The sequence below is a fragment of the Lysinibacillus sp. NPDC094403 genome, assembly GCF_050278745.1.
GTDB lineage: Bacteria > Bacillota > Bacilli > Bacillales_A > Planococcaceae > Lysinibacillus.
The window spans coordinates 256,175-281,048 of record NZ_JBNNTL010000005.1 but is presented as its reverse complement, the minus strand read 5'-3'; the positions used below and the strand labels follow the sequence as shown (position 1 = coordinate 281,048).

Here is a 24,874-nt window from a genome sequence, read left to right as displayed (position 1 = left end):
AAGCGACAATAGCTGTTAATTTTTGTTCATCGGAAATCACAAACTGCACCTCTTTTATTAGAATTTTAAAGTCCAATAATTCGGGTGCAGTTCATTGATCCCCAAGGAGTCGCCCAGTCTCCACTCCAATCAACTACTTCACATAGCGTGTATCTTCTAACGTGTCACTTTGATTTATAGTTATAAAGTGAAACTTCAGAAAATCTTTGCGAAAGCGAGTAGTCTTAAACGGAAATCACCATCATTTAAAGCGCTCAATATTCGCAAAGACTCCCTGACCATCCGGTTTTTTACCACTAAAAAAGGAAGCATCCTGTTTGGTTGCTTCCTTCCTTTTCTATAGGATTCATTAAATCAATTTCGCCTTGGCGTAATTGTATCCGGATTTTGAATTATAGTACAATCAAATCTTTCGGGAATTTTGTTAGTACTTCTACTCCGTCTTTTGTTACTACTACATCATCTTCAATACGGACACCAGTCACATCAGATTTATAGATACCTGGTTCAATTGTGAAGACCATGCCTTCCTCCATTGTCATTTCATTTGCGCCTGTCACAGATGGGAATTCATGTACAGAAATGCCGAGACCGTGACCAAGTCGGTGTGTGAAATATTCGCCATAGCCTGCTTCAGTAATAGTATCACGAGCGATTTTATCTAAATCCATTGCGCGAACACCTGGTTTTACTGCTGCAATTGCATTTGTATTAGCAGAAAGGACTGTGTTGTAGATTTCCTTTTGTGCCTCACTAGGTTCACCAAAGGCAACAGTACGTGTAATGTCAGAACAATAACCGTCGTAAATTACACCAAGGTCAAATAATATCAAATCGCCTTTTTCTATTTTTCGAGCACCTGGTTTCCCGTGTGGAGAGGCTGTTTTTGGACCGCTTAATACCATTGTCTCAAAGGACATCTTGCAGCCTTTATCCTGAATGGCACTTTCTATCGCTGTTAAGATTTCCATTTCTGTTTTGCCTTCAGCGATTTCTTTACAGCCGATTTCAATAGCATAGTCAGCTAGTTCGGCAGCTTTACGTAATTTTTCTAATTCATTTTCATCTTTAATTACTCGCATAGCATTGATTTTTTCGTCGAGACGGACAAAACTTGCCTGCGGGAATGATTGTTGTAAAGCTTCAAAACGCTCTACAATAAGCTGAGCTTTTTCGATAGCAAACGTTTGTGGGTTAACATTTCGATCTTTAATCGCTTGTGCAAGAACTTCCATTGAATTTTCAGTATCTTGGTGACCGATGACCTCGTAAGACCAACCTGCATCCTTCGCATCGGGGATCTCCATTTGTGGGCAAATTAAAAAAGGTTCTGCTTCTTTAAAAATTACCACACCTAGTAATCTCTCATGTGGGTTACTTTTAAAGCCTGAAACGTAAAAAACATTGTCTGGTGTCGTTACGAAAGCGGCATCAATTTGGTTTTGTTGCAAATAATTTTGAATTTCTTCAACCTTTGACATAAACATTTCCTCCTCTTTTTGCATTAAAAAAATTTCGCGTGCTCAACTAAAATAATAGCCTGCATGATGAGGCATCGACCTTTGAGCAATCTATAACTCGAATTCGACGCGATGAATAATTGTCTCCTAACAGGGTATAGCTTTGTTAGGAAAGGATGCTATTATTCTCTGTACAAGCATATCAAAAAAAGGGAAAAATCGCATGGATAGCGAATAAAAATGATGTAGCACAATATGTACTGCAGGGAGGAAACATATATGGAAATTAGTTATCATGGACATTCAGTTGTCAAAATTCAATCAAATGGGAAAACAATATTGATAGATCCATTCATTAATGGGAATGGGCAAACAGATTTAAAGGTTACTGATGAAGCACCAGATATTATTTTACTTACACATGGCCATAATGATCATGTTGGTGATACTGTGGAGCTTGCAAAGAAAAAAGATGCACTCGTCATCGCACCAAATGAGCTAGCTAATTGGATTTCTTGGCAAGGAGTGAAAGCGCATCCGATGCATATAGGGGGAGCCAAGGAATTTGATTTTGGTAAAGTAAAATTTACCCAAGCCTTCCATGGTTCGTCATATGTAACTGAAAATAACGAAATTATATATATGGGAATGCCTGCTGGAATATTATTGTTTATCGAAGGATTAACTATCTATCATGCAGGGGATACGGCGTTGTTTAGTGATATGAAATTAATTGGAGAACGCCATCCTATTGATGTTGCATTTTTACCAATTGGTGACAACTTCACGATGGGCCCAGAAGATGCGGCTTGTGCAGTTTCATTTTTGAAGCCGAAAATTGTCGTACCAGTTCATTATAATACTTTCCCTCCAATCGAGCAGGATCCACAAAATTTTGCAGATTTAGTGCAAAATGCAGAGGTTCAAATTTTAAAAGCGGGTGAAAAAGTAAACTGTTCCTAATCAGCGACACAGCTGTACTATATGGATTGGCACCACGTGCGTAGTTGAAACGATGGGAAAAGAAAACAAATTCATCACTTTATATTAAATATTTTGATAAAAAATATGGTACACTAAGAGCAGAATTGATGCTTGAGAAATAGGTGATAATTTGTCTACAAAACATGAGAAAATTTTACAATACATCGAATCACTACCCGTGGGCGATAAAATTTCAGTACGTCAAATTGCAAAGGAAATGCAGGTGAGTGAAGGAACGGCATACCGTGCCATTAAAGAAGCGGAAAATCGTCGTTTAGTAAGCTCTATTGAACGTGTTGGAACAATTCGTATTGAGAAGAAAAAGAAAGAAAATATTGAGCGATTAACCTTCGCTGAAATAGTTAACATTGTAGATGGCCAAGTCTTAGGTGGAAAAACGGGTCTACATAAAACGTTAACGAAATTTGTTATTGGTGCCATGCAATTAGAAGATATGATGCGTTATACAGATGCAGGAAGCTTGCTAATCGTAGGTAATCGTATTAGAGCACATGAAAATGCACTGCGAGCTGGGGCAGCTGTTTTAATTACAGGGGGCTTTGATACAACTGAGGACAATAAGTTACTCGCAGATTCCTTGGACCTACCAATCATTTCAACAAGCTATGACACCTTTACCGTGGCAACAATGATTAACCGTGCAATTTATGACCAATTAATCAAAAAAGATATTTTATTTATTGAAGATATTTATGTACCGATGACTGATACGGCTGTTCTTCGAAATGATGAAACAATTCATCATTTCCAAAAGCTAAATGAACGAACAACTCATGGTGCATTTCCTGTTGTTACAGCAAACAATAAGCTTGCTGGGATGATTACGGTAAAAGACGTTATTGGACGAGAAGAAAACGAGCTTATTGAAAAGGTTATGACAAAAAATCCGATTGCTGGATCGATGAAAATGAGTGTTGCTTCTGCAGGACATCGTATGATTTGGGAAGGAATTGACCTGTTACCAATCGTTGATGATGACAATGTTTTGCAAGGTGTTATTAGTCGACAAGATGTACTAAAAGCGCTTCAACTTGCTCAAAGACAACCACAACATGGTGAAACAATCGATGATTTAGTGAAAAATGAGATGAAGGTGCTTGGCGATGAAGAACTAATCGTAGAGTTTAAAGTAACACCTCAAATGACAAACCAATATGGGGCAATTTCTTATGGAGCATTTACAACTTTGTTAGCGGAAGTTGGCTCATTTGCGTTAAAGCGTCGTAAACGTGGGGATGCAGTTGCCGAAAACATGACGATTTATTTCATCAAGCCTGTGCAAATGGAAAGTACACTTATTGTAAAGCCTCGAATACTAGATATGAGTCGTAAGTTTGTGAAAATGGACTTCGAAGTGTTCAATCAACAAATTCTTGTAGGGAAGGCAATGATGATGTTCCAACTACTAGAACGTTAAGAAAAGACAAAAAGGGATGGCCTAGGGTAAATGCTAGGCCATCCCTTTTACTTCTTTCAGCGGGTGTCGGAACTCAGTCTAAGAACGTCACGTCCTATGGCAACGACCGATTCCAGACGCAATTATGCCGAGGCATAATTGATTATTCATTTGTTAATACGGTATTCTTCTTCAACAAATTGACCGTAGTGACGAACCTTTTTAATATTTTCGATAATAACAAAGATGCCTAAAACGACAAGAATTGCTACAATAATAAATGTATATAACTCAGGGAATAAATATGCTTGGTTTAAACCAAATAAAAGAATAAATGCACCAAAACTTACATTGGCTTTACTTTTGTACCAATTTTTAGCGATCGGTAATGGTGAACGAAACTGTTTTGTTTTAAAATAAAAATAAAAAACAAATGATATGATTATTGCAAACACAAATATTAAATTGAGCATAGTAAACCTCCTAGCATAACTAGTCATTATTGTAACTATTATTGAAGAAAAATGCTAACGGTTATTACTATCATTTTTGGGGGAATTAATTTGAAAAGACAAATCATCGACACAATTGCTTCATATGAAACAATCGTTATTCATCGCCATGTGCGTCCAGATCCAGATGCTTATGGATCGCAGCAAGGGTTAAAAGAGCTAATTTTAGCAAATTATCCGGAAAAGAAAGTTTTTGCTGTAGGTGATCATGATGAATCATTATCCTTTTTAGCGAAACCAGACCACATTACGGATGATATATACGACGATGCTTTAGTTATAGTAACAGATACGGCAAATACTGAACGTGTAGACGATCAACGCTATACAAAGGGTAAAATGGTCATTAAAATAGATCATCATCCAAATGATGATGCGTATGGTGATTTACTGTGGGTGGATACGAATGCGAGCTCTTGTAGTGAAATGATTTATGAGCTTTTTGAGGAAGGGAAACAGATAGCAAACTGGATTCTACCTCATGCCTCCGCAAGATTATTATTTGCTGGAATTGTAGGGGATACAGGACGTTTCCAATTCCCTAGCACAACCGTAAAAACGTTTAAAATTGCAGGAGAGCTTATTGCATATAATTTTGATCGAAACCAAATTTTCGATGGAATGTATGAAATGGATCAAAAGCTTTTAAATTTACAGGGCTATATTTATCAAAATTTCAAAATGGATGAGTATGGAGCAGCACATATCAAGCTGACAAAGGAATTGCTGGCAGAATTCGATGCTGTACCGTCAGAGGCCTCCTTGTTAGTTGGCTGTCTTGGAAGTGTGAAAGGTATTTGTGCATGGGTGATCCTCATTGAAGAGGCCGATCAGATTCGTGTGCGTTTACGTTCAAAAGGTCCTATTATTAACACTTTGGCAAAGGAATTTAATGGTGGTGGACATCCGCTCGCTTCTGGGGCTACAGCTTACTCATGGGAAGAAGCAGACCATGTTATAACGAGATTACAGGAAATTTGTAAGGCATATCAATAACGTGATGATTCGCTTGCGAACCAATAAGACTGTGATCTTGCGACGATCGTGCGCTAACTAAAATAATAATACAGGCGTGTTGATTGGGGATATTGAGCGATAAAGGATTTTTTTGTTGCTATTTTGCTAATATATTTTCATTTTAACTGATTGTAGCGTAGGGTTACTCGACTCCCGCGGGAAAGTGAGTAGCCTGTAGCGGAAATCAGAGCCTTCTAATTAATTAGTTTGGATAAAAATGGTTAATAAATACACCTTCTTTATTCAAAGCTTTAAATTTAATATTATCTTTAATACCTAGAAAGGAAGGGATTCATTTGACACATGTATATACGAAAATGCATACGAGCGCGGATTTATTGAAAAGTACGATTCGGCTTGAACAATTGATCCCTTTTTTACAAGAGCAAAATACTCAGGCCTGTGCAATCGTCAATTCAAAATTGTACGGGCTTTTGCCTTTTTGTAAAGCGTTGCGGCAAGCGAATATTCATGCTGTATTAGGGCTCTCGATAAACATACAATGGCAAGAAAGAAAGGTTCCACTTGTGCTGTATGCTCAGACGCAAGAAGGTTACCAACATCTTTTAAAGATTAGTAGTGCAGTTTCTATTAGAGAAGATGATGCACTACCGTGGAAATGGCTTGAAGGATATGCAGCGGGATGTGTGGCATTACTTTCTTCGGATGATTTAGTAGAAATTGAGGATTGGAATGAAGTAGCAAGTGCTCTAAACAAGGTATTTGGTAAGTGTTTATTTATGGGTATTGCCAGACCAGCAGGAATAATAGCTGAAAAAGAAGAAATGTTTGTAGCATGGTGTGAAACTATGAACATAACGATGGTTGCCTCTCAGAGCTGCTATTTTTTACGTCCGGAAGATCATTATGCCTTTGAGGTTGCAAGAGCAATAGATGCAGGTGACAAGCTTACCGATACAATGTTATCAGCACATTTACAAGGTTATTTCGCTCCAACGAAGGAGGAATGGCAAAGTTGGTTTGCAGATCATCCAGAATGGCTTGAGTCTAGTGCGACGATGCTAGCTAGCTGTACGGCGGAAATTCCTGAAATGCACGTTCAAATGCCTAAATTTCCTGTGTCAACTGATGAAACAGCCGAAAGCTTGCTTGTCAAAGAGGCTTTTGCAGGATTGGCGGATCGTTTTAAGCAAATTGAAATTCCTCAAGTTTATCAGGAGCGACTTCAATACGAGCTTGAAATTATTTGTTCAATGGGCTTTGCAGATTATTTTTTAATTGTTGCAGATTTTATGCGTTTTGCTAAAGAAAACCGTATTTTAACAGGTCCTGGCCGTGGTTCATCAGCAAGTTCTCTTGTAGCTTATAGTTTATCCATAACACAAGTAGACCCATTAGTATACGGCTTATTATTTGAACGATTCTTAAACCCTGAACGTGTTACACTGCCAGATATAGATATCGATTTTGTCGACAGTAAAAGACAAAAAGTCATTCACTATGTCGCTCAGAAATATGGAAAGGCAAATGTTGCGCAAATTATTACGTTTGGTACTTTATCTGCTAAGGCTGTTGCTAGAGATGTTGCTCGTGTTTTTGGGTTTGACGCTGAAACTTTGGAAAAAATCTCAAAAATGATTCCGAATAAGCCTGGAATAACATTGCAGAAAGCACTGGCCGAATCACAAGGCTTACAAGGCTGGCTAGCCGAGGATGAAAAGCATCGTCGCTGGTTTGAGGTGGCGTTAAAACTTGAAGGGTTGCCAAGAAATTCTTCTACTCATGCGGCTGGGATTGTGCTGTCACCTTCACCATTAGTCAATACGATACCGATTGAAGAAGGGCATGATGGAATATATTGTACGCAGTGGCCGATGGGAGATGTAGAGGCTTGTGGGCTTGTGAAAATGGATTTTTTAGGTTTGCGCAATCTGACAATTTTAGAGCAGATACGTTGGTCGATTTATAAAGCAGGTGGCCCTTGGATAGAGTTTGAGCTTATTCCTATGCAAGATGAAAAGACATTTCAGCTTCTTCAAATGGGAGATACTTTAGGGATTTTTCAATTAGAATCGGAAGGTATGAAGCAAGCTTTACGTGATATTCATCCAACCCATTTTTTAGATATAGTGGCAGTCAATGCGTTGTATCGCCCTGGTCCGATGGATTTTATTCCTGTATATGCAAGACGGAAAGCGGGAAGAGAATCGGTTACTATGCCACATCCTGCTTTAGAACCCATTTTACGAGAGACATTTGGTGTCATTGTTTATCAAGAACAGATCATGCAAATTGCCTCGGTGATGGCTGGTTTTACGATGGGACAAGCGGATTTATTGCGTCGGGCAGTAAGTAAAAAAAATCGTCAAGTATTAGAGGAGCAACGTGCCGCATTTGTAAACGGAGCAATGAAACAAGGCTTTGACGTTCATGTGGCAGAAGAAGTGTATGCATTAATTGTGCGTTTTGCAGACTATGGTTTCCCAAAAAGCCATGCAGTCGCATATAGCGTTATTTCCTATCAAATGGCTTATTTAAAGGCACATTTCCCACAAAGCTTTTATACGGCGTTATTATCAAATGCAACCGGAAATGTGGATAAAATTCTGCAGCTTGAGAATGAAGCAAAGGAAAAAGGGATTCCGTTTTACCCACCTTCATTAAAACAAAGTACAAAATTTTTTACTGTTGAAAAGGATGGAGTTCGCTATAGCTTATCCGGAATAAAGGGTGTACCCTATACATTTATAGAAAAAATAAATGCGTTACGCCAAACGAATCCAGAAGCATTTGATAATTTATTTGATTTGGCAGTTGCCTTAAGTGCACAGCATTTTAAACCAAAAGTAATGGAGTCTTTAATTTTCGCTGGGGCTCTAGATTATTTAGATAAAGATCGTGCTGTACTCATTGCAACATTGGAGGCAGCCTTAAAGCATGCTGAACTGTTAAGACCAACTGAGGATATTGATATAGAATCGGCTACTGCCTTTAGTTTTGGTAAGCCGAAGTATATGGAAGCGGAAGCGATGCCACAAAAAGAAAAATTACTCCATGAAAAGGAAAGTCTTGGTTTTTATATTTCAGCACATCCGGTCTCAGAGGAAAGAGCTTTTTGGAATGAAGTTAATAGTACGTGCCGGGAGTTAAAGCATGCTCGTGAGGGTACGTATGTAAAAATGATTGGCATGATAGAAGAAGTAAAAAAAATACGTACAAAAAAAGGTGAGCAAATGGCCTTTGTGCAGCTTCAGGATGAGTTTGGAACGGTGTCTGTAACTTTATTCCCGCAAGTTTTTCATCTTGTTCAAGAGCTGTTATTAGAAGATGAATTGCTTTACATTGAGGGAACGCTTGAAAGGCGCTTTGGTAAACCTCAAGTGAAAGTAAAACATGCACAGGCGACGAAAAGAATATGAAATTGAAGAAAATTTTAGAAACTGCATAATTCTTTATGCAGTTTTTTCTTTACTTTTTAATAATTATTTTGTAAGCTAGAGTCAATGTTGAAAAGTGGCCAGACCACTTTTATCTTCGTTCAGTAGAAGACTCCATCTTCTGAAGGTGGTGGATTTAGTTAGGTATCCAAACACTTTCTGAATGAAGATAAAGCCTTTGGACGCATTGTTTATCTGAGCGAAAGCAACGAATGTTTTCTGTGCGAAAGCGAAGCGTCAGCTACAATTAGGCCAAGGGGAAATTGATAGAACGAGGAGTTGATCGTATGGATAAAAAAACCGAACAAAAGAAAGTGTTTTTAGATATCGTCCAGCAATTACGACAACTTATTAAAACGGAAAAAATACAGGCTGGTGAAAAGCTCCCTTCCGAACGAGTCCTTTCAGAACGTCTAGGTGTCGGGCGATCCTCCGTGAGAGAGGCATTGCGAAGCTTAGAATTGTTAGGTCTTATTGAAACGAAACATGGCGGAGGTACATTCCTAGCTTCCACACAAAAGCATCAGCTCGTAGAAATACTGTCGATGTTTATATTAGAAGATGAAAAATCAAAAAAGGATGTCGAATTAACGCGACAAATTCATGAAAAGGAAGCAATTCGCGTAATAAGTTGTACAGAGACTCTGCGAACACTACCTGTGTGGGACAGTTTTTTTGTAAAGCTAGAGATAGAAGGTACGATTAATTGTCTGGATGTTTTACGGGAAATAATAATCACGTCAGGAAATCGTCTTTCACTAAAAGTATGGTTTCAGTTAGCAGTTTATGACGGTGACCGTTTAAATCGAAACTCAACAGAAGAAGAAAAACTGATCATTCAAACTATGTTGAAGTCGATGCAGCTAGGCTATGAAAGAGAAGCATTAAAGGCTTACGAGCAGTGGATGAAGACTGTACGAAGTAATTAGACAACAAAGGGGGAGTCAAACATGGCAATTCGCAGCCTATTTACTAAAAAGAAAGAGGATGGACAAGAAAAGGGATTTCCAGAAGGACTTATGACAAAATGCCCAGAATGCCGTCACATTCAATTAACAAAGGAATTAGAAAAAAATCATAAAGTATGTTCAAAATGTGACCATCACTTCAAAATGACAGCACAGGAGCGCGTAGCCTATTTTTTAGATGAAGGTTCATTTGTTTCAATGGACGATCATTTACAAACAAGTAATCCGCTTAATTTCCCAGCTTATGTTGAAAAAATTTCAGCCGATCAACAAAAAACGGGATTAAACGAAGCTGTACTGACAGGAATAGGGACCCTTGATGGAGAAGAAATTGTTGTAGCAATTATGGATTCTCATTTCCGTATGGGTTCAATGGGCTCAGTTGTCGGAGAAAAAATTACACGTGCTGTGGAAAAAGCTACTGAGTTACGTGTACCGTTTATTATCTTTACTGCAAGTGGCGGAGCGCGCATGCAAGAAGGCGTCCTATCATTAATGCAAATGGCAAAAACGAGTGTTGCATTAAAACGTCATAGTGATGAAGGTCTATTGTTTATTTCAATTCTCACACATCCTACAACAGGTGGCGTTTCTGCGAGTTTTGCCTCTGTTGGAGATATTAATATTGCCGAGCCACAAGCATTGATTGGCTTTGCTGGTCGTCGTGTAATCGAAGAAACAGTAAGAGAAAAACTACCAAGTGATTTCCAAACGGCAGAATTTTTACTAGCACATGGTCAGCTTGATGCCATTTTCCATCGAAAAGATTTACGAAACCAAGTAGTGGTGCTTGTAAAAATGCATACGAAAGGCGGCGTGCAACATGTCTAAAAATTTAGCTTTTGAAGAACCAGTAGTACAACTACGTGAAAAAATTGATGAATTAAAAATGATTGCTACCGAAGCAGATGTAGATATGACAGGCGAAATCGAAAAGCTTGAAACACGTCTGACACAGCTTGAACAATCTATTTATGCCAATATGAAGCCATGGGATCGTGTACAGGTTGCTAGACATCCTGAACGACCAACAACTTTACAATATATAGAAGCTATGTGTGAAAACTTTATTGAGTTACATGGTGATCGTACGTTTGGCGATGATGCAGCTATTCTTGGAGGAATTGCTTTCTTTGAGGGACAGCCGATAACAATTATTGGACACCAACGCGGAAAATCCACAAAGGAAAACATACGTCGGAATTTCGGTATGCCACACCCTGAAGGATATCGTAAGGCATTACGTTTAATGAAACAGGCTGAGAAGTTTAACCGTCCAATTATTTGTTTTATTGATACGAAAGGTGCTTATCCAGGTAAGGCAGCTGAGGAACGTGGTCAAAGCGAAGCGATTGCTAGAAATCTAGTTGAAATGGCGGGCTTAACAGTACCGGTTATTTCAATCGTTATTGGGGAAGGCGGAAGCGGTGGTGCACTTGCATTAGGTGTAGCAAATCGTGTCTTTATGCTAGAAAACTCAACGTATTCGGTTATCTCGCCAGAAGGGGCTGCGTCGATTTTATGGCGTGATGGTAGCCTAGCGAAGCAAGCAGCTGAAGCAATGCGTATAACAGCACCTGACTTAAAAGAGCTTGGTGTTATTGATGGAATTATCCCTGAGATTACAGGTGGAGCACATCGCAATGTAGCGAAGCAAGCACTTAATATAAAAGAATGTATAAGCGATACACTTAAAGCATTAATTTCTTTAAATGGCGAACAATTAATTGAGGACCGTTACGAGAAATTCAGAAAGATTGGACAATATACAGAAGCATAATTTCAATTTTAGGTTTTTGGACATGTAAATTTGCTCGAAAAAAGATAAAAATTATGTTTTAAAATAATAAAAATCCTAATGATGGAAGAATAAATAGCGCAAAAAATAATGCCAGATTCTTTGAAAAAATGTTAAATTTCGGTTTATTTTAAGTGAAAAGAGTGTGTGAAAGCGCATTCTTTTTATTTTTTATGTAAAAGTTATGTTTTTGTAGCCTCAGAACACTTACATAGTTTGTTTTTTCATGTTAATGTGAATAATAATAGTATCTGCAGGAGGTTCGACAATGAAAAAAATTGCCGTATTAACAAGTGGTGGAGATGCGCCAGGAATGAATGCAGCCATTCGTGCAGTCGTTCGTAAAGCAGCATATCATGGAATTGATGTTGTCGGAATTAAGCATGGCTATGATGGCTTAATAAAAGGTAACATGGAAGATCTTGATTTAGGTTCAGTAGGTGGCATTATTCAACGTGGTGGTACACATTTAAATTCAGCAAGATGTCCTGAATTTAAAGAAGACGCTGTTCAGCAGCGAGGCATTGATAATATGCGTGAAGCTGGCATTGAAGGACTAGTCGTTATTGGCGGCGATGGTTCTTACCGTGGAGCTATGGATTTAGTGAAAAAAGGCTTTCCTGTTGTTGGCGTACCAGGAACAATTGATAACGACGTACCTGGAACCGAGTATACTATAGGATTCGATACTGCACTAAATACGGTCGTGGAATCAATTGATAAAATCCGTGATACAGCAACTTCCCATGAAAATTCCTTTATAGTTGAAGTAATGGGGCGAGATGCAGGGGACATTGCTTTATGGGCAGGTCTTGCAGCTGGAGCTGAAACAGTTTTAATTCCAGAAGAAGATTATAATTTGGATGATATTGTGGCACGCTTAGACCGTGGTGCAGCTCGCGGGAAAAAGCATAACATTATTATAGTTGCTGAGGGTGTCATGTCTGGTAGTGAATTGGCAAAACTATTATATGAAAGAACAGGAAAAGAAACACGTGTTTCTGTTCTTGGACATATCCAACGCGGTGGTTCACCTACTGCGCGTGATCGTGTTCTAGCGAGTCAATTCGGTGCACATGCAGTTGAACTGTTAATGGAAGGAAAATCTGGCAGGGCGGTAGGTATCCGCAATCATCAAGTTATTGACTATGATATGCCTGAGGCTTTCGAAAAAAATCATGAGGCAGATGTAAGTTTATACACTTTAATGAAAGAACTATCAATATAATTTGACATAAAACGGAGTGGGCAGAAAATGAGAAAAACAAAAATCGTATGTACAATTGGTCCAGCAAGTGAGACACCAGAAACATTAGAGAAACTAATTGAAGCAGGTATGAATGTTGCCCGCTTAAACTTTTCGCATGGTTCTCATGAGGAGCACGAAGTACGTATTAATTTAATTCGCGAAGTAGCACAAAAATTAGGAAAACCAGTTGGGATTTTACTCGATACAAAAGGTCCTGAAATTCGTACACATAATATGAAAAACGGAGAATTACATTTAGCAGCAGGGCAAGTAATTGATATTTCAATGACTGAAGTTGAAGGAACTGAGTCAAGCTTCTCTGTAACGTATGATCGTTTAATCGAGGACGTTGAGCAAAGCTCTATTATTTTATTAGATGATGGACTTATTCAATTACGTGTATTAGCAAAAGATATGGAAAAAGGCCTTATTCATACGATTGTTGAAAATGCAGGTGTCTTAAAAAATAAAAAGGGTGTTAACGTACCGGGTGTTTCTGTACAGCTTCCTGGAATTACAGAAAAAGATGCACAGGACATTCTATTCGGTATTAAACAAGGTGTTGATTTTATTGCAGCCTCGTTCGTTCGTCGAGCAAAGGATGTACTAGAAATACGAGAATTACTTGAACAAAATGGCGGTAACCACATTCAAATTATCCCGAAAATCGAAAACCAAGAGGGTGTCGATAATATCGACGAAATCATCTTAGTTTCAGACGGATTAATGGTAGCACGTGGTGACCTAGGTGTAGAAATCCCGGCAGAAGAAGTACCACTTGTACAAAAGAAATTAATTTTAAAATGTAATCAAGTAGGTAAACCAGTTATTACAGCTACACAAATGTTAGATTCGATGCAGCGTAATCCACGTCCAACACGAGCAGAGGCTAGTGACGTAGCAAACGCAATTATCGATGGTACAGATGCAATTATGCTATCTGGTGAAACGGCAGCAGGGCTTTATCCAGTAGAGTCCGTACAAACAATGAATAAAATCGCGCAGCGTACAGAAAATTCATTAGACTATAAGGCAATCGTCTCTACACGTAGTCGTGAAAAAGAGGCAAATATGACTGAGGCGATTTCTCAGGCAGTAGCATACACTTCGATTAACTTAGGTGTGAAGGCAGTACTAGCACCTACAGAAAGTGGTAACACAGCTAAAATGATTGCAAAATATCGCCCAGGTGTACCGATTGTCGCTGTAACAGGCTCTACTAATACAGCTCACGCATTAACACTAGTTTGGGGTGTAAACCCAGTTGTTTGTCAACGTGTTTCGACTACAGACGAAATTTTAGAGCTAGCTGTTGATGAAAGCTTGAAGCATGGCTTAGTAACGCATGGTGATGCAGTTGTCATTACAGCAGGTGTACCAGTAGGTGAAGCAGGTACTACTAACTTAATGAAGGTACACATCATTGGAGATTTATTAGCTCGTGGTCAAGGAATCGGTAAAGCTTCAGTAGTAGGTAAAACAGTTGTTGCAAAAAATGCAGCAGAGGCACTAGCTTATGATACAGACGGATGCATTTTAGTAACGGTTGGCTCAGATCGTGATATGATGCCAGCACTTGAAAATTGTGTTGGTCTAATTACAGAGGAGGGTGGGCTAACAAGTCATGCAGCGGTTGTAGGACTAAGCCTTGGTATCCCTGTTATCGTCGGAGTAAAAGAAGCCACTACATTGATTCGCCACGATCAAGAAATTACAATGGATGCTGAAACAGGAGTTATTTACAAAGGGCATGCAAGTGTTCTTTAACTTCTTTTAGCAAATGTTCTTGTCTATAACAAAAAGCTCTAGTGCAAATAATTGTACTAGAGCTTTTCTTATTAAATAGAAGTAAATAGCATTTTGCAGTTGATTGGAGTGGAGGCTGGGCGACTCCTTGGGGATTAGCAATAGAGGAACGAAGGCTAAAACCATCACGTCCTGTGATAACGCCTTCGTGACCAACATCCTGTTGCCCCAAGCGGCTCATCGGACGCCCCCAGGAAGCTCTGCTCTGCGCGAAAGCGAAGCGCCAGCGGCAAATGTCTTATCTGTGCGAAAGCGAAGCGACAGCAACAAATGTTTTCTGCGCGAAAGCGAAGCGTCAGCGGCAAATGTCTTATCTGTGCGAAAGCGAAGCGACAGCAACAAATGTTTTCTGCGCGAAAGCGAAGCGGCAGCGATAAAAGCGCCCAGCTGGAACGGAGATCAACTCCTCGTTATGGTGACGAGCTGAATTTGCCTAGTTTAAACAATATTTAACCAAATTGAAATCATTCCTTTTCTCTCATGGAATGAGATTTACTATAAAAATAATAGCGTCATCTTCTCATTGAATAGGACCCATTATTTTTTAAATGAAACTTAATGGGCTATAATAACGTATAAATGGTATAGCTTTTTCAGATAGAAAGGAGAAAAATATGAGAAAAATTTTTCTTGGTTTCATTGTCTATGCGTTAGCCGAGTTGGCGTTATTAATAGTAATTGGTCAAAATATTGGTGTTTTTAATACATTATTACTTATAGTTGCTACGAGTATAATTGGTATTTATGTAGTGAAAAATAAAGGTATGAATTCTGTACAAAAGGTAAAAAATACGATAGGACGTGGAGAGGCTCCTGGGCCAGCATTAGTTGATACAGTGTTAAATTTCAGCGGTGGTGTACTTCTAGCATTACCTGGTTTTATAACAGATCTTGTTGGTTTATTATTGCTCATGCCTTTTTCTCGTAAAATGTTCCAACCAATCTTTTATTATTGGATGCGGAAAAAAATGAAAAAAGGTCAATTTATCATCGTTCAAAAATAGTATTTTCCTTTAGTTTAACTGCCAAAAATAAAAATATGGGGCTAAGTAAAATTCCATAAAAACCAAATAACAAAATAGAGGCAGCACTGATGAAAAAGGTGTGGAATGTACGTAATTGTAATGTATTTGACCAAAGCATGGAATCAGCTAGCTGCCTTGTTAATTGAACGAAAAGATACAAAAGTAAAATAGCAACACATAAAAAGGTATTGCCTTTTAAGTAAAAGTAAATGCTCATGGGTACAAGAAATACTCCAATCCCAAAGAATGGAAGTACATCTGCAAATGCTACTATAAAAGCTTTAATGATGGCTTGTTCAAATTGGAGGATCATAAATCCCGCACAAAGAATGAGTAGTGTAATCGTGAATAGCTGAAACTCCACGTACACAAAGTAATGAAATAGCTGCATTATTTTAGAAAAATGCTTCTGCCATTCATTGCGGAATTTTTTTGGCACATATTGAAAAAACCAATATCGGGATTTGCGAGTTTCCAATAGGGCGAAATAGTAAGCGACAAGGAATATAAATACTTCAATTACATGCTTCATGAACAGTTGGAAAATATTAGCTATATATATAAAGATTGAATCGAAAATAGAAAGCGATTTTTCTTTTAAAACTTGGATGAACATTGATTCATATTCATTGAAAAGTGGAAAATTTTGCAGTGTATCTCTGATTTCAGGGAAGACAAGAATAATACTGTTGATTGATATGATCACGAGAAGAAAAATGCAAGTTAGTATAAGTGCTTCCACAATAATTGCTGCAAGCCAATAGGTAATCCTGCAATACGAGTTAAGAAATTTTATGATAGGATATGTGGAAAAAGACAAAAAAATCGCAAGTGATACAGGTAATACGAACCACAATATTACCAAATAAAATATAAAAAACACAACACTTGTAGTTCTTTCGTATGAAAAATATTTAATATTCCTCATTTTTACAAATTCACCCCATTTCAAATGATGAATTAATGTCAATATATGCAAAAGAATCTCTTTGAAACGTATATATAATCGCTCGTGCGCCTTTTTCTTTATTCGAAGGATTTTCATTCACAAAGATGTCAAAAATGATTATAATAGCAATGTAAGCGATTTACTTAATGGTTCATATGAGCAAAAAACGTAAATGCGACCTAATAAATGCATTTACAACTAAAAAATATAGTATGAGGGAGCGATAATTTATGTCAGCAACTAAAGGTTTAGAAGGTATCGTAGCAGCGGAATCTAAAATCAGCTCAATTATCGATGACACACTTACATATGTTGGTTACAACATTGATGATTTAGCAGAGAACGCGTCATTTGAAGAGGTAATTTATTTATTATGGCATACTCGTTTACCAAAAGCGGACGAGCTAGCTGAACTAAAACAACAATTGGCAGACAACATGACTATTCCGCAAGCAGTTGTAGACCAATTCAAAACATACCCACTATCAACTGTACATCCAATGGCTGCACTACGTACTGCAGTATCTTTACTTGGTGTATTCGATGAAGAAGCGGATGTTATGGATACTGAAGCTAACTACCGTAAAGCTATCCGTCTACAAGCTAAAATTGCTACAGTAGTTACTGCATTTGCGCGTGTTCGTAAAGGTTTAGAGCCAGTTGCGCCAAAACCAGAATTAGGATATGCAGCAAACTTCTTATACATGCTTAAAGGTGAAGAACCAGCAGCAATCGAAGTTGAAGCATTCGACAAAGCGTTAGTATTACATGCTGACCACGAATTAAATGCATCTACATTCACAGCACGTGTATGTGTAGCTACATTATCAGATGTTTATTCTGGTGTAACTGCAGCTATCGGTGCATTAAAAGGACCACTTCATGGTGGTGCAAACGAGCAAGTTATGAAAATGTTAACTGAAATCGGCTCACTTGAAAACGTTGAATCTTATATTCAAAATAAATTAGATAACAAAGAAAAAATCATGGGCTTCGGTCACCGCGTATACCGCAAAGGCGACCCACGTGCACCACACTTACGTGTAATGTCACAAAAATTAACTGAGCTAACTGGTAAACCAGAGCTTTATGAAATGTCAGTTAAAATCCATGACATGATCGTAGAACAAAAGAAATTACCAGCAAACGTAGACTTCTTCTCTGCGTCAGTGTATGATTCTTTAGGTATTGATCATGACCTATTCACACCAATTTTCGCAGTATCTCGTACTTCTGGTTGGGTAGCTCATATTTTAGAGCAATATGCTAACAACCGCCTAATCCGTCCACGTGCAGAGTATGTTGGACCAGGCATGCAAAAATATGTTCCAATCAGCGAGCGCTAATTCGGAAAATATGCTAGAATATTTGGGACTGTGTTACTGATAACACAGTCCTATGATTATGAATTTAGGAGGCAACATCAATGTCAAACAAAATTGTAGTTGAAAATGGCGTACTTAATGTACCAAACAATCCAGTGATTCCTTTCATCGAAGGTGACGGAATCGGTCCAGATATTTGGGCTGCAGCATCACGCGTAATCGACGCAGCAGTAGAAAAAGCTTACAACGGTGAAAAGAAAATCGAATGGTTAGAAGTTTTAGCTGGTGAAAAAGCATTCAACCAAACTGGTGAATGGTTACCACAAGAAACTTTAGATAAAATCAACGAATACCTAATCGCAATCAAAGGTCCTCTTACTACTCCAATCGGTGGTGGTATCCGCTCTCTAAACGTAGCATTACGTCAACAGCTTGACCTATATGTATGCTTACGTCCAGTACGTCACTTTGATGGAGTACCTTCTCCAGTTAAACGTCCAGAAGACGTTGATATGGTTATCTTCCGCGAAAACACAGAAGACATCTACGCAGGTATTGAATTCGAATCTGGTTCTGAACAAGCACAAAAGATCATCAACTTCCTACAAACTGAATTTGGTGTTAACAAAATTCGCTTCCCAGAAACTTCTGGTATCGGTGTAAAACCTGTATCTAAAGAAGGTACTGAGCGTTTAGTACGTTCTGCTATCGAGTATGCTATTACTCATAAACGCCCATCTGTTACTTTAGTACACAAAGGTAACATCATGAAATTCACTGAAGGTGGATTCAAAAAATGGGGTTATGAATTAGCTGAAAAAGAATTTGCTGATCAAACATTCACTTGGAACCAATACGATGCTATTAAAGCTGAACAAGGTGAAGAAGCAGCGAACAAAGCACAAGCTGACGCTTTAGCAGCTGGTAAAATCTTAGTTAAAGATTCTATCGCTGATATCTTCTTACAACAAATCTTAACTCGTCCAAATGAGTTTGACGTAGTTGCTACAATGAACTTAAACGGTGACTATATTTCTGACGCATTAGCTGCTCAAGTTGGTGGTATCGGTATCGCTCCAGGCGCAAACATTAACTATGTAACTGGACACGCGATCTTCGAAGCTACTCACGGTACAGCTCCAAAATATGCTGGCCAAGATAAAGTAAACCCATCTTCAGTATTACTTTCAGGTGTATTAATGCTTGAACACTTAGGATGGCAAGAAGCAGCTGACATGGTTACTAAATCTGTAGAGAAAACAATCTCTTCTAAAGTTGTAACTTACGACTTCGCTCGTTTAATGGACGGCGCTACAGAAGTAAAATGTTCAGAATTCGCAACTGAATTAATCAAAAACCTATAATTTTCTATTCTAAAATAGAAATTATAGTTAAAGCGGAAGTATATTCTGCCGATATAATTAGGGTGAAATGTAAATTTCTATTGACCTTAGCTTAATAAAATATTTACGATGAACTTGTTTAATCGAGGGAGGGGAATTTATTCTCCTCCCTCTTTTAGCTTTTTTCAGCGGGTGTTTAAACACCCGCTGAAAAAATCCTCCGGCTGATGTCACGGAATCGGAAAGGAGTTCTTTGTGCTTGCACAAAGCCGATTCCTAACGCAATTATGCCGAGGCATAATGGATTAAATAACCTAATTTTAAAGGAGTGTATTCGTATGTCTCTGAAACGAAAAAAAATCTCAGTAATCGGTAGCGGTTTTACTGGCGCTACTGCAGCATTTTTAGCAGCTCAAAAAGAACTTGGTGATGTAGTGTTAGTGGATATCCCTCAAGCTGAAAACCCAACAAAAGGTAAAGCTTTAGATATGTGGGAAGCTGCACCAGTGCAAGGCTATGATTCTTATGTTAAAGGTACTTCTAATTATGCAGATACTGCAGATTCTGATGTAGTAATCATCACTGCTGGTGTTGCTCGTAAACCAGGTATGAGCCGTGACGATCTTGTTCAAATTAACCAAGAAGTAATGAAAGCTGTTTCCAAGGAAATTGCTAAGTACTCACCAAATGCAACAATCCTTGTTCTTACAAATCCAGTTGATGCAATGACTTACACAGTATTCAAAGAAACTGGTTTCCCTAAAAATCGCGTAATTGGTCAATCAGGTGTACTTGATACGGCTCGTTTCTGTGCGTTTGTAGCTGAAGAACTTAATATCTCAGTAAAAGACATCACAGGTTTTGTCTTAGGTGGTCATGGTGATACGATGGTGCCACTTACTCGCTACTCATTCGCTGGTGGTATTCCATTAGAATCATTAATCCCGGCAGATCGCCTTGAAGAGATTGTTGACCGTACACGTAAAGGTGGCGCTGAAATCGTTAACCTTCTTGGTAATGGTTCTGCATATTATGCTCCTTCAGCGGCACTTATTGAAATGGCAGAAGCTATCATTAAAGACCAAAAACGTATACTTCCATCTATTGCATACTTAGAAGGCGAATATGGCTACAATGATTTATATCTAGGCGTTCCGACATTATTAGGTGCGAATGGTGTAGAAAAAATCTTTGAGCTTGAATTAACAGACAATGAAAAAGCAGCTTTAGATAAATCGGCAGAGGCAGTCCGTGACGTTATGAAAGTTTTAGCTTAATAAAAGTTTATGAAATCGAGTGGGAATCATTCCTACTCGATTTTTTTTAAGTATTGAGATTGAAAAGAGCTATTCTTACAAATTACGGGATACTAGAAAATAGAGAGAGGGTCATATCTGAATTGTTTTAGGGAGCTTAGTATACTGCCTAAATCATAACGAGTGTAAGATTAAGTAAAGAAGAAATTGAGCAATTAATGCAAGCAATGCTCCGTTATTATAAAGAGGAGAAGGATCTGCGGGGTTACCTTTCAGTAGGAGGTTGGGCTCACAGCGCGTCTCACGGTGCAGATGTTTTTGTTGAGTTGGTGCAGTGCGAGGAGAGCAGTGTTGCAATGCTGCGTGAGGTTCTTAGTGCTATTTCTGGCATGCTACATAATGGAATACATATTTTTAGTGATGAGGATGATGAGCGGTTGGCCAATATCGTGGATACGATGATTGACAAAGAGTTACTTCCACATCAAGAAATCGCTGATTGGATTAGCTGCTTAGCGCAATGCTGCAATTTGCCGAGAAGTCGCAGTCAGGTGATTGCTCGCGTGAACAGCAAGAATTTTTTACGCAGTCTCTATTTCAGAAGGGGACAAGATAGCCGAGGGAATGAGCTTAATACTGCCATACTTGGCACTGAGGCAAAATTAAACAGGTTTTCTATTAGTTAAAGGATTAAGGGGTTGTCCCAATCCATGGAATTGGCTGAGGGATTTGCTGGTTTATTTCTCCATTAAAGCGCTTTTTAATGGAGGAAATATTATAGAAATGATCAAACTTTTTTATAAAAGAATGATTCGATAAAATATATAATGAGCATGTTTTGATTAATCTTTTTTTAAAACACGCTCTTTCTTTTTGCCTGTTTATCAACGCTATTAGGTATTAATTTGAACAATCTTTATTATAAAGCTAAACTTTTTTTCTTATTGTACTAACGGAGCAGTTTAGTGAAACAAGGTTTTTGAAACTTTATTCTAAAATCAATGTCTAAATATTAAAGGGGGAGACAATTTGAAAAGAATTTTTATAGTATTGGCAGGAATTAGTTTTGCAATAGTCGGTTGTTCCCGAGAACCAGAAGGTCAAACAAGAGAACCGACAACTGACTCGGAACCTACAATATACAGAACTGCCAACAACCTTGATGGAGTAACGATGATTGTAAAGGAAGGAACGGTCTCTCCTGCTGGATTGACGGTGACATTTGAGAATAACTCTGACAAGCAAATCAGCTATGGTGAACATTTTTTGTTGGAAAAGAAAATAAAGGGCAAATGGTACCAAGTTCCATTTACCTTAGATGGGAACCCCGCTTTTACGGATATTGGCTATAGCTTGGATTCTTCGGGTGTTAAGGATTGGAAAGTTGATTGGGATTGGCTCTATGGAAGTCTAGATAACGGTGAATACCGTATAGTGAAAGAAATACTGGATTTTAGAAACGCTGGTGGCTATGATAAGTATCATTTGACAGCGGAGTTTACAGTTGATTAACCAAACAAAATTAGTATGTAAGGACGAATGGTGCAGGATAGTTTAAGAAGGAAATCAGAAAATGTAAAAAAACTACTTGTAGCTTCGGTACTTCTAAAATTTGTGCTCCATTCAAATAAAAAAATAGGCACCCATATTCTGGGTACCTATTTTTTTGAAAGGTAACTGTTGAATGTAAAACCTCCGAGCAATATAATAAAAAAGCTAAAATAATGTTCGCTATTGAAACAGATTTAATACCCTTCAGAAGTAGTATAGCTAGAACAGCTAATACAATGACGATAGAACCAGAAAAGTAAAATTTGATTGTACCTATTCCTATTCTAAATTGTGGGTTCGTCTTCAATTATCTCGCTCTCTTTTTCCGTTGTAATATCGGATAGCTCCCAAAAGCAAAATTATACTCATAGGTATAGACCCGTATGAGTATGGCTGTTCAAATAGAGCAACAAACAAATTAATTACAACTAAAGTCGCAACGCACAACCAAATACTTATCGTTTTTTTTTCTGTTAGACTGCACTAGACTCCTCCTCCAAAATGAAAATATATTCTACATTCTTGTTGGGGAATTTAGGAATTTTAAGAGCCGACTCTAAACTAGGATTGTAATGGTGGTGATTTACTATAGCAACAACTGTTTGTCTCGTTATTCTTAGTTTCTTAGCAAATTGTTCTTGTTAATCCAGCTTCATTTCTAAGAAATGATTCAAAGCCTCAAAAAATTATAATCATCCTCCCACGCTTACAAAAGTAAAGATTTCTTTACATCTATAATATACAATTTAACCCAAAAAGAACAAATGAATTATTTAACTAACGGAGCAGGTTAGTTAAATTTTTTTTTTACACTTTTTTCAACATCTTTCTTTTTTTGAAAAAATGTTTATAATTATCTTAACCTTTTGTGTTTTATCACTTTTCTAACATTTATTACTCAATTTAGGGGCGCTGATCATGGGGATAACGACATTATTATTAAATGCATTCATTATTATCATTTGTATTTTTTTCTATCAAATATTTTGGTTAGATAAAGATGGAAAAGAAGCGCGTAATACTATATTAATTTCCTTTCTTTCATCCATTGCGGTTGTTCTTTGTATGACATTCCCGTTTAAGTTTAATTGTGGATACATATATGATTTACGGCTTATCCCAATCCTTTTAGCTGTTCTCTATGGTGGTTTTAGGAGTTTTATTTTTATTACTGTTATATTTGTTTCTTACCGTTTTTACTTAGGTGGAGACGGAGTCTACCCTGCAGTTATTGTATATTTTATGGCCACTTCCATTACTATGGTATCCCAATATTTTCTTGCTGGTTATTATAAAAAAAGAAAAATATTGTTCAGCTTATTGCTTATGTCTCTTTGCACTATTTCCTTTTCTATATTCGCTTTAATGAACCAATTACGGATAAACGATAAAGTTCAACCTGATTTTATTCACTTTTTATTCAATTATATAGTGATCAATATTCTGACTGTTTTATTGGCTCTTTATTTAATTGAAGGAATGATAGAAAGGTTTAAAATGAAAGAAAAAATTCATCGTGCAGAAAAATTTATGGTGACTTGTGAATTAGCAGCGTCTATAGCCCATGAAATAAGAAACCCGTTGACTACGGTATATGGATTTATGCAGATGTTTAGTAAAAACGAAATCTCTGAAACACAAAAGGATGACTATTTGCAAGTCATGCTAATGGAGTTAGAAAAAGCACAACTCGTTATTAACGATTATTTGTCCCTTATAAAACCACAAAATGTTGCAAGAGAATTATTAGATATTAGACCAATTGTTGAGCAAGTAATAGAGGTTATTTTACCGATCGCCATCCAATTTAATGTTAAAGTTGAAAGCGATAATGAATGTTCCTATTATATATATGCCAACACCGATAATCTAAAAATGTGTTTAATTAACATTGCAACGAACGGGATTGAAGCCATGACTAATGGAGGGATGCTCCGAATTAATGTGAAAAAGGTAAAGAATCGTATTGTGATTGATATTATTGACACAGGAATTGGAATGTCTTCTGAGGAGATAAATCGAATCGCTATGCCGTTTTATTCTATAAAAGAGAAGGGAACCGGGCTAGGTACGATGATTGCATACAGTATTGTAAAAGGATTAAACGGAGATATAGAAATAAAAAGTGAAAAGGGAAAGGGAACACGGTTTTCTATTATTATTCCTTCTTCCTAATAGAAATCGTAGGGCAAAAAAATTTCGACGATTTAGAGCTTGCTGCTAAAGTACAGTTCGAAAACGAAGAATTTAAAGACGAAAAAGAAATTGAGAAAATATCCGGATACAATAACGCAATAGTATCCATTTTGGAGTGTATAAACCCAATTTATTTATATGATTTAAATGATTAAAACAACCTTAATTGAATAAGATTGTGAAGTATTACACTTAAACTAACGAGGTGCTTTAATTGAATAGCTAGCAAGAGGTAACCATCTCATATGAGGTGGTTTCTTCTAATTTGGGTGGTGCCATAACTAAGATTTGGGGAAACAATTGGTTAAAACGTATGCTATGAAATTAAGTTGATTGTTGTTTGGAGTGAAGACAAGGTGACTCCTTCGTGAACAACATACTTTTGCTGTTGCTACGTTGCACGTACAAATAAATCATGTTGCTGTCGCTTCGCTTTCGCACAGATAATTCATGTTGCTGTCGCTTCGCTTTCGCACAGATAATTCATGCTGCTGTCGCTTCGCTTTCGCACAGATAATTCATGTTGCTGTCGCTTCGCTTTCGCACAGATAATTCATGTTGCTGTCGCTTCGCTTTCGCACAGATAATTCATGTTGCTGTCGCTTCGCTTTCGCACAGAT

The 24,874-nt window shown here is 37.7% G+C and carries 18 protein-coding genes and 2 pseudogenes; 16 read left to right on the top strand and 4 right to left on the bottom strand.

From position 1 onward, the window contains the following. Nucleotides 1–392: 392 nt before the first annotated feature. Nucleotides 393–1,481 (bottom strand): M24 family metallopeptidase, encoded by a 1,089-nt coding sequence (locus ACQKMV_RS11260; RefSeq protein WP_427503963.1) that lies wholly within the window; start codon nt 1,479–1,481, stop codon nt 393–395. Between the two features lie 258 nt (nt 1,482–1,739). Between ACQKMV_RS11260 and ACQKMV_RS11255 the strand changes: the two genes are divergently transcribed. Then, a complete protein-coding gene (locus ACQKMV_RS11255; protein ID WP_427503961.1) occupies nt 1,740–2,423 on the top strand; it encodes a metal-dependent hydrolase in 684 nt (227 codons plus the stop codon). A gap of 151 nt (nt 2,424–2,574) precedes the next feature. Next, on the top strand, nt 2,575–3,882 hold the full coding sequence (locus tag ACQKMV_RS11250; RefSeq protein ID WP_427425496.1) for a DRTGG domain-containing protein: 1,308 nt from the start codon (nt 2,575–2,577) through the stop codon (nt 3,880–3,882). 146 nt (nt 3,883–4,028) lie between these two features. Here the strand turns inward: ACQKMV_RS11250 and ACQKMV_RS11245 are convergent, their stop codons facing one another. Then, nucleotides 4,029–4,334 (bottom strand): YtpI family protein, encoded by a 306-nt coding sequence (locus ACQKMV_RS11245; RefSeq protein WP_427425495.1) that lies wholly within the window; start codon nt 4,332–4,334, stop codon nt 4,029–4,031. Nucleotides 4,335–4,424: 90 nt separating this feature from the next. Between ACQKMV_RS11245 and ACQKMV_RS11240 the strand changes: the two genes are divergently transcribed. The 8 genes from ACQKMV_RS11240 (at nt 4,425) to ACQKMV_RS11205 (ending at nt 15,613) form a co-directional block, all read left to right on the top strand. Next, the gene (locus ACQKMV_RS11240; protein ID WP_427503960.1) at nt 4,425–5,369 is read left to right on the top strand and encodes a DHH family phosphoesterase; all 945 of its coding nucleotides are present in this window, start codon (nt 4,425–4,427) and stop codon (nt 5,367–5,369) included. Nucleotides 5,370–5,686: 317 nt separating this feature from the next. Beyond that, nucleotides 5,687–8,770 (top strand): DNA polymerase III subunit alpha, encoded by a 3,084-nt coding sequence (gene dnaE / locus ACQKMV_RS11235; protein WP_427503959.1) that lies wholly within the window; start codon nt 5,687–5,689, stop codon nt 8,768–8,770. Between the two features lie 305 nt (nt 8,771–9,075). Further along, a complete protein-coding gene (locus tag ACQKMV_RS11230) occupies nt 9,076–9,717 on the top strand; it encodes a FadR/GntR family transcriptional regulator (protein WP_427503958.1) in 642 nt (213 codons plus the stop codon). A 21-nt stretch (nt 9,718–9,738) separates the two neighbouring features. After that, a complete protein-coding gene (accD, locus tag ACQKMV_RS11225; protein WP_427503956.1) occupies nt 9,739–10,587 on the top strand; it encodes an acetyl-CoA carboxylase, carboxyltransferase subunit beta in 849 nt (282 codons plus the stop codon). Further along, nucleotides 10,580–11,536: an acetyl-CoA carboxylase carboxyltransferase subunit alpha gene (locus tag ACQKMV_RS11220; RefSeq protein WP_427503954.1), complete on the top strand. Its 957-nt coding sequence runs from the start codon at nt 10,580–10,582 to the stop codon at nt 11,534–11,536. The genes accD and ACQKMV_RS11220 overlap by 8 nt, the downstream gene beginning before the upstream one ends. 286 nt (nt 11,537–11,822) lie before the next feature. Then, nucleotides 11,823–12,782, top strand: a complete 960-nt coding sequence (pfkA, locus tag ACQKMV_RS11215; RefSeq protein ID WP_427503953.1) for a 6-phosphofructokinase — start codon at nt 11,823–11,825, stop codon at nt 12,780–12,782. A 27-nt stretch (nt 12,783–12,809) separates the two neighbouring features. Continuing rightward, nucleotides 12,810–14,570 (top strand): pyruvate kinase, encoded by a 1,761-nt coding sequence (gene pyk, locus ACQKMV_RS11210; protein WP_427503952.1) that lies wholly within the window; start codon nt 12,810–12,812, stop codon nt 14,568–14,570. Nucleotides 14,571–15,223: 653 nt separating this feature from the next. Further along, on the top strand, nt 15,224–15,613 hold the full coding sequence (locus tag ACQKMV_RS11205; RefSeq protein WP_427503951.1) for an FxsA family protein: 390 nt from the start codon (nt 15,224–15,226) through the stop codon (nt 15,611–15,613). Here ACQKMV_RS11205 and ACQKMV_RS11200 read toward each other — a convergent pair. Next, the gene (locus ACQKMV_RS11200; RefSeq protein ID WP_427503949.1) at nt 15,597–16,562 is read right to left on the bottom strand and encodes an AI-2E family transporter; all 966 of its coding nucleotides are present in this window, start codon (nt 16,560–16,562) and stop codon (nt 15,597–15,599) included. The two genes, ACQKMV_RS11205 and ACQKMV_RS11200, sit on opposite strands and share 17 nt — an antisense overlap. A gap of 251 nt (nt 16,563–16,813) precedes the next feature. Here ACQKMV_RS11200 and citZ point away from each other — a divergent pair, with 251 nt between their 5' ends. The 5 genes and pseudogenes from citZ (at nt 16,814) to ACQKMV_RS11175 (ending at nt 22,019) form a co-directional block, all read left to right on the top strand. Further along, nucleotides 16,814–17,929, top strand: coding sequence for a citrate synthase (citZ, locus tag ACQKMV_RS11195; RefSeq protein ID WP_427425485.1), 1,116 nt, complete (start codon nt 16,814–16,816; stop codon nt 17,927–17,929). Nucleotides 17,930–18,009: 80 nt separating this feature from the next. Continuing rightward, nucleotides 18,010–19,272: an NADP-dependent isocitrate dehydrogenase gene (gene icd / locus ACQKMV_RS11190; protein WP_403002948.1), complete on the top strand. Its 1,263-nt coding sequence runs from the start codon at nt 18,010–18,012 to the stop codon at nt 19,270–19,272. 317 nt (nt 19,273–19,589) lie between these two features. Beyond that, nucleotides 19,590–20,528: a malate dehydrogenase gene (gene mdh, locus ACQKMV_RS11185; protein WP_427503947.1), complete on the top strand. Its 939-nt coding sequence runs from the start codon at nt 19,590–19,592 to the stop codon at nt 20,526–20,528. Nucleotides 20,529–20,701: 173 nt separating this feature from the next. After that, nucleotides 20,702–21,193: pseudogene (locus ACQKMV_RS11180) on the top strand (DUF2785 domain-containing protein); the annotation flags it as partial. Between the two features lie 343 nt (nt 21,194–21,536). Then, nucleotides 21,537–22,019, top strand: a complete 483-nt coding sequence (locus tag ACQKMV_RS11175) for an immunoglobulin-like domain-containing protein (protein WP_427503945.1) — start codon at nt 21,537–21,539, stop codon at nt 22,017–22,019. A gap of 512 nt (nt 22,020–22,531) precedes the next feature. Here ACQKMV_RS11175 and ACQKMV_RS11170 read toward each other — a convergent pair. After that, a pseudogene (locus ACQKMV_RS11170) lies at nt 22,532–22,699 on the bottom strand (helix-turn-helix transcriptional regulator); the annotation flags it as partial. Nucleotides 22,700–22,976: 277 nt separating this feature from the next. Between ACQKMV_RS11170 and ACQKMV_RS11165 the strand changes: the two are divergent. Next, a complete protein-coding gene (locus ACQKMV_RS11165) occupies nt 22,977–24,233 on the top strand; it encodes an ATP-binding protein (protein WP_427503944.1) in 1,257 nt (418 codons plus the stop codon). Nucleotides 24,234–24,874 lie beyond the last annotated feature (641 nt).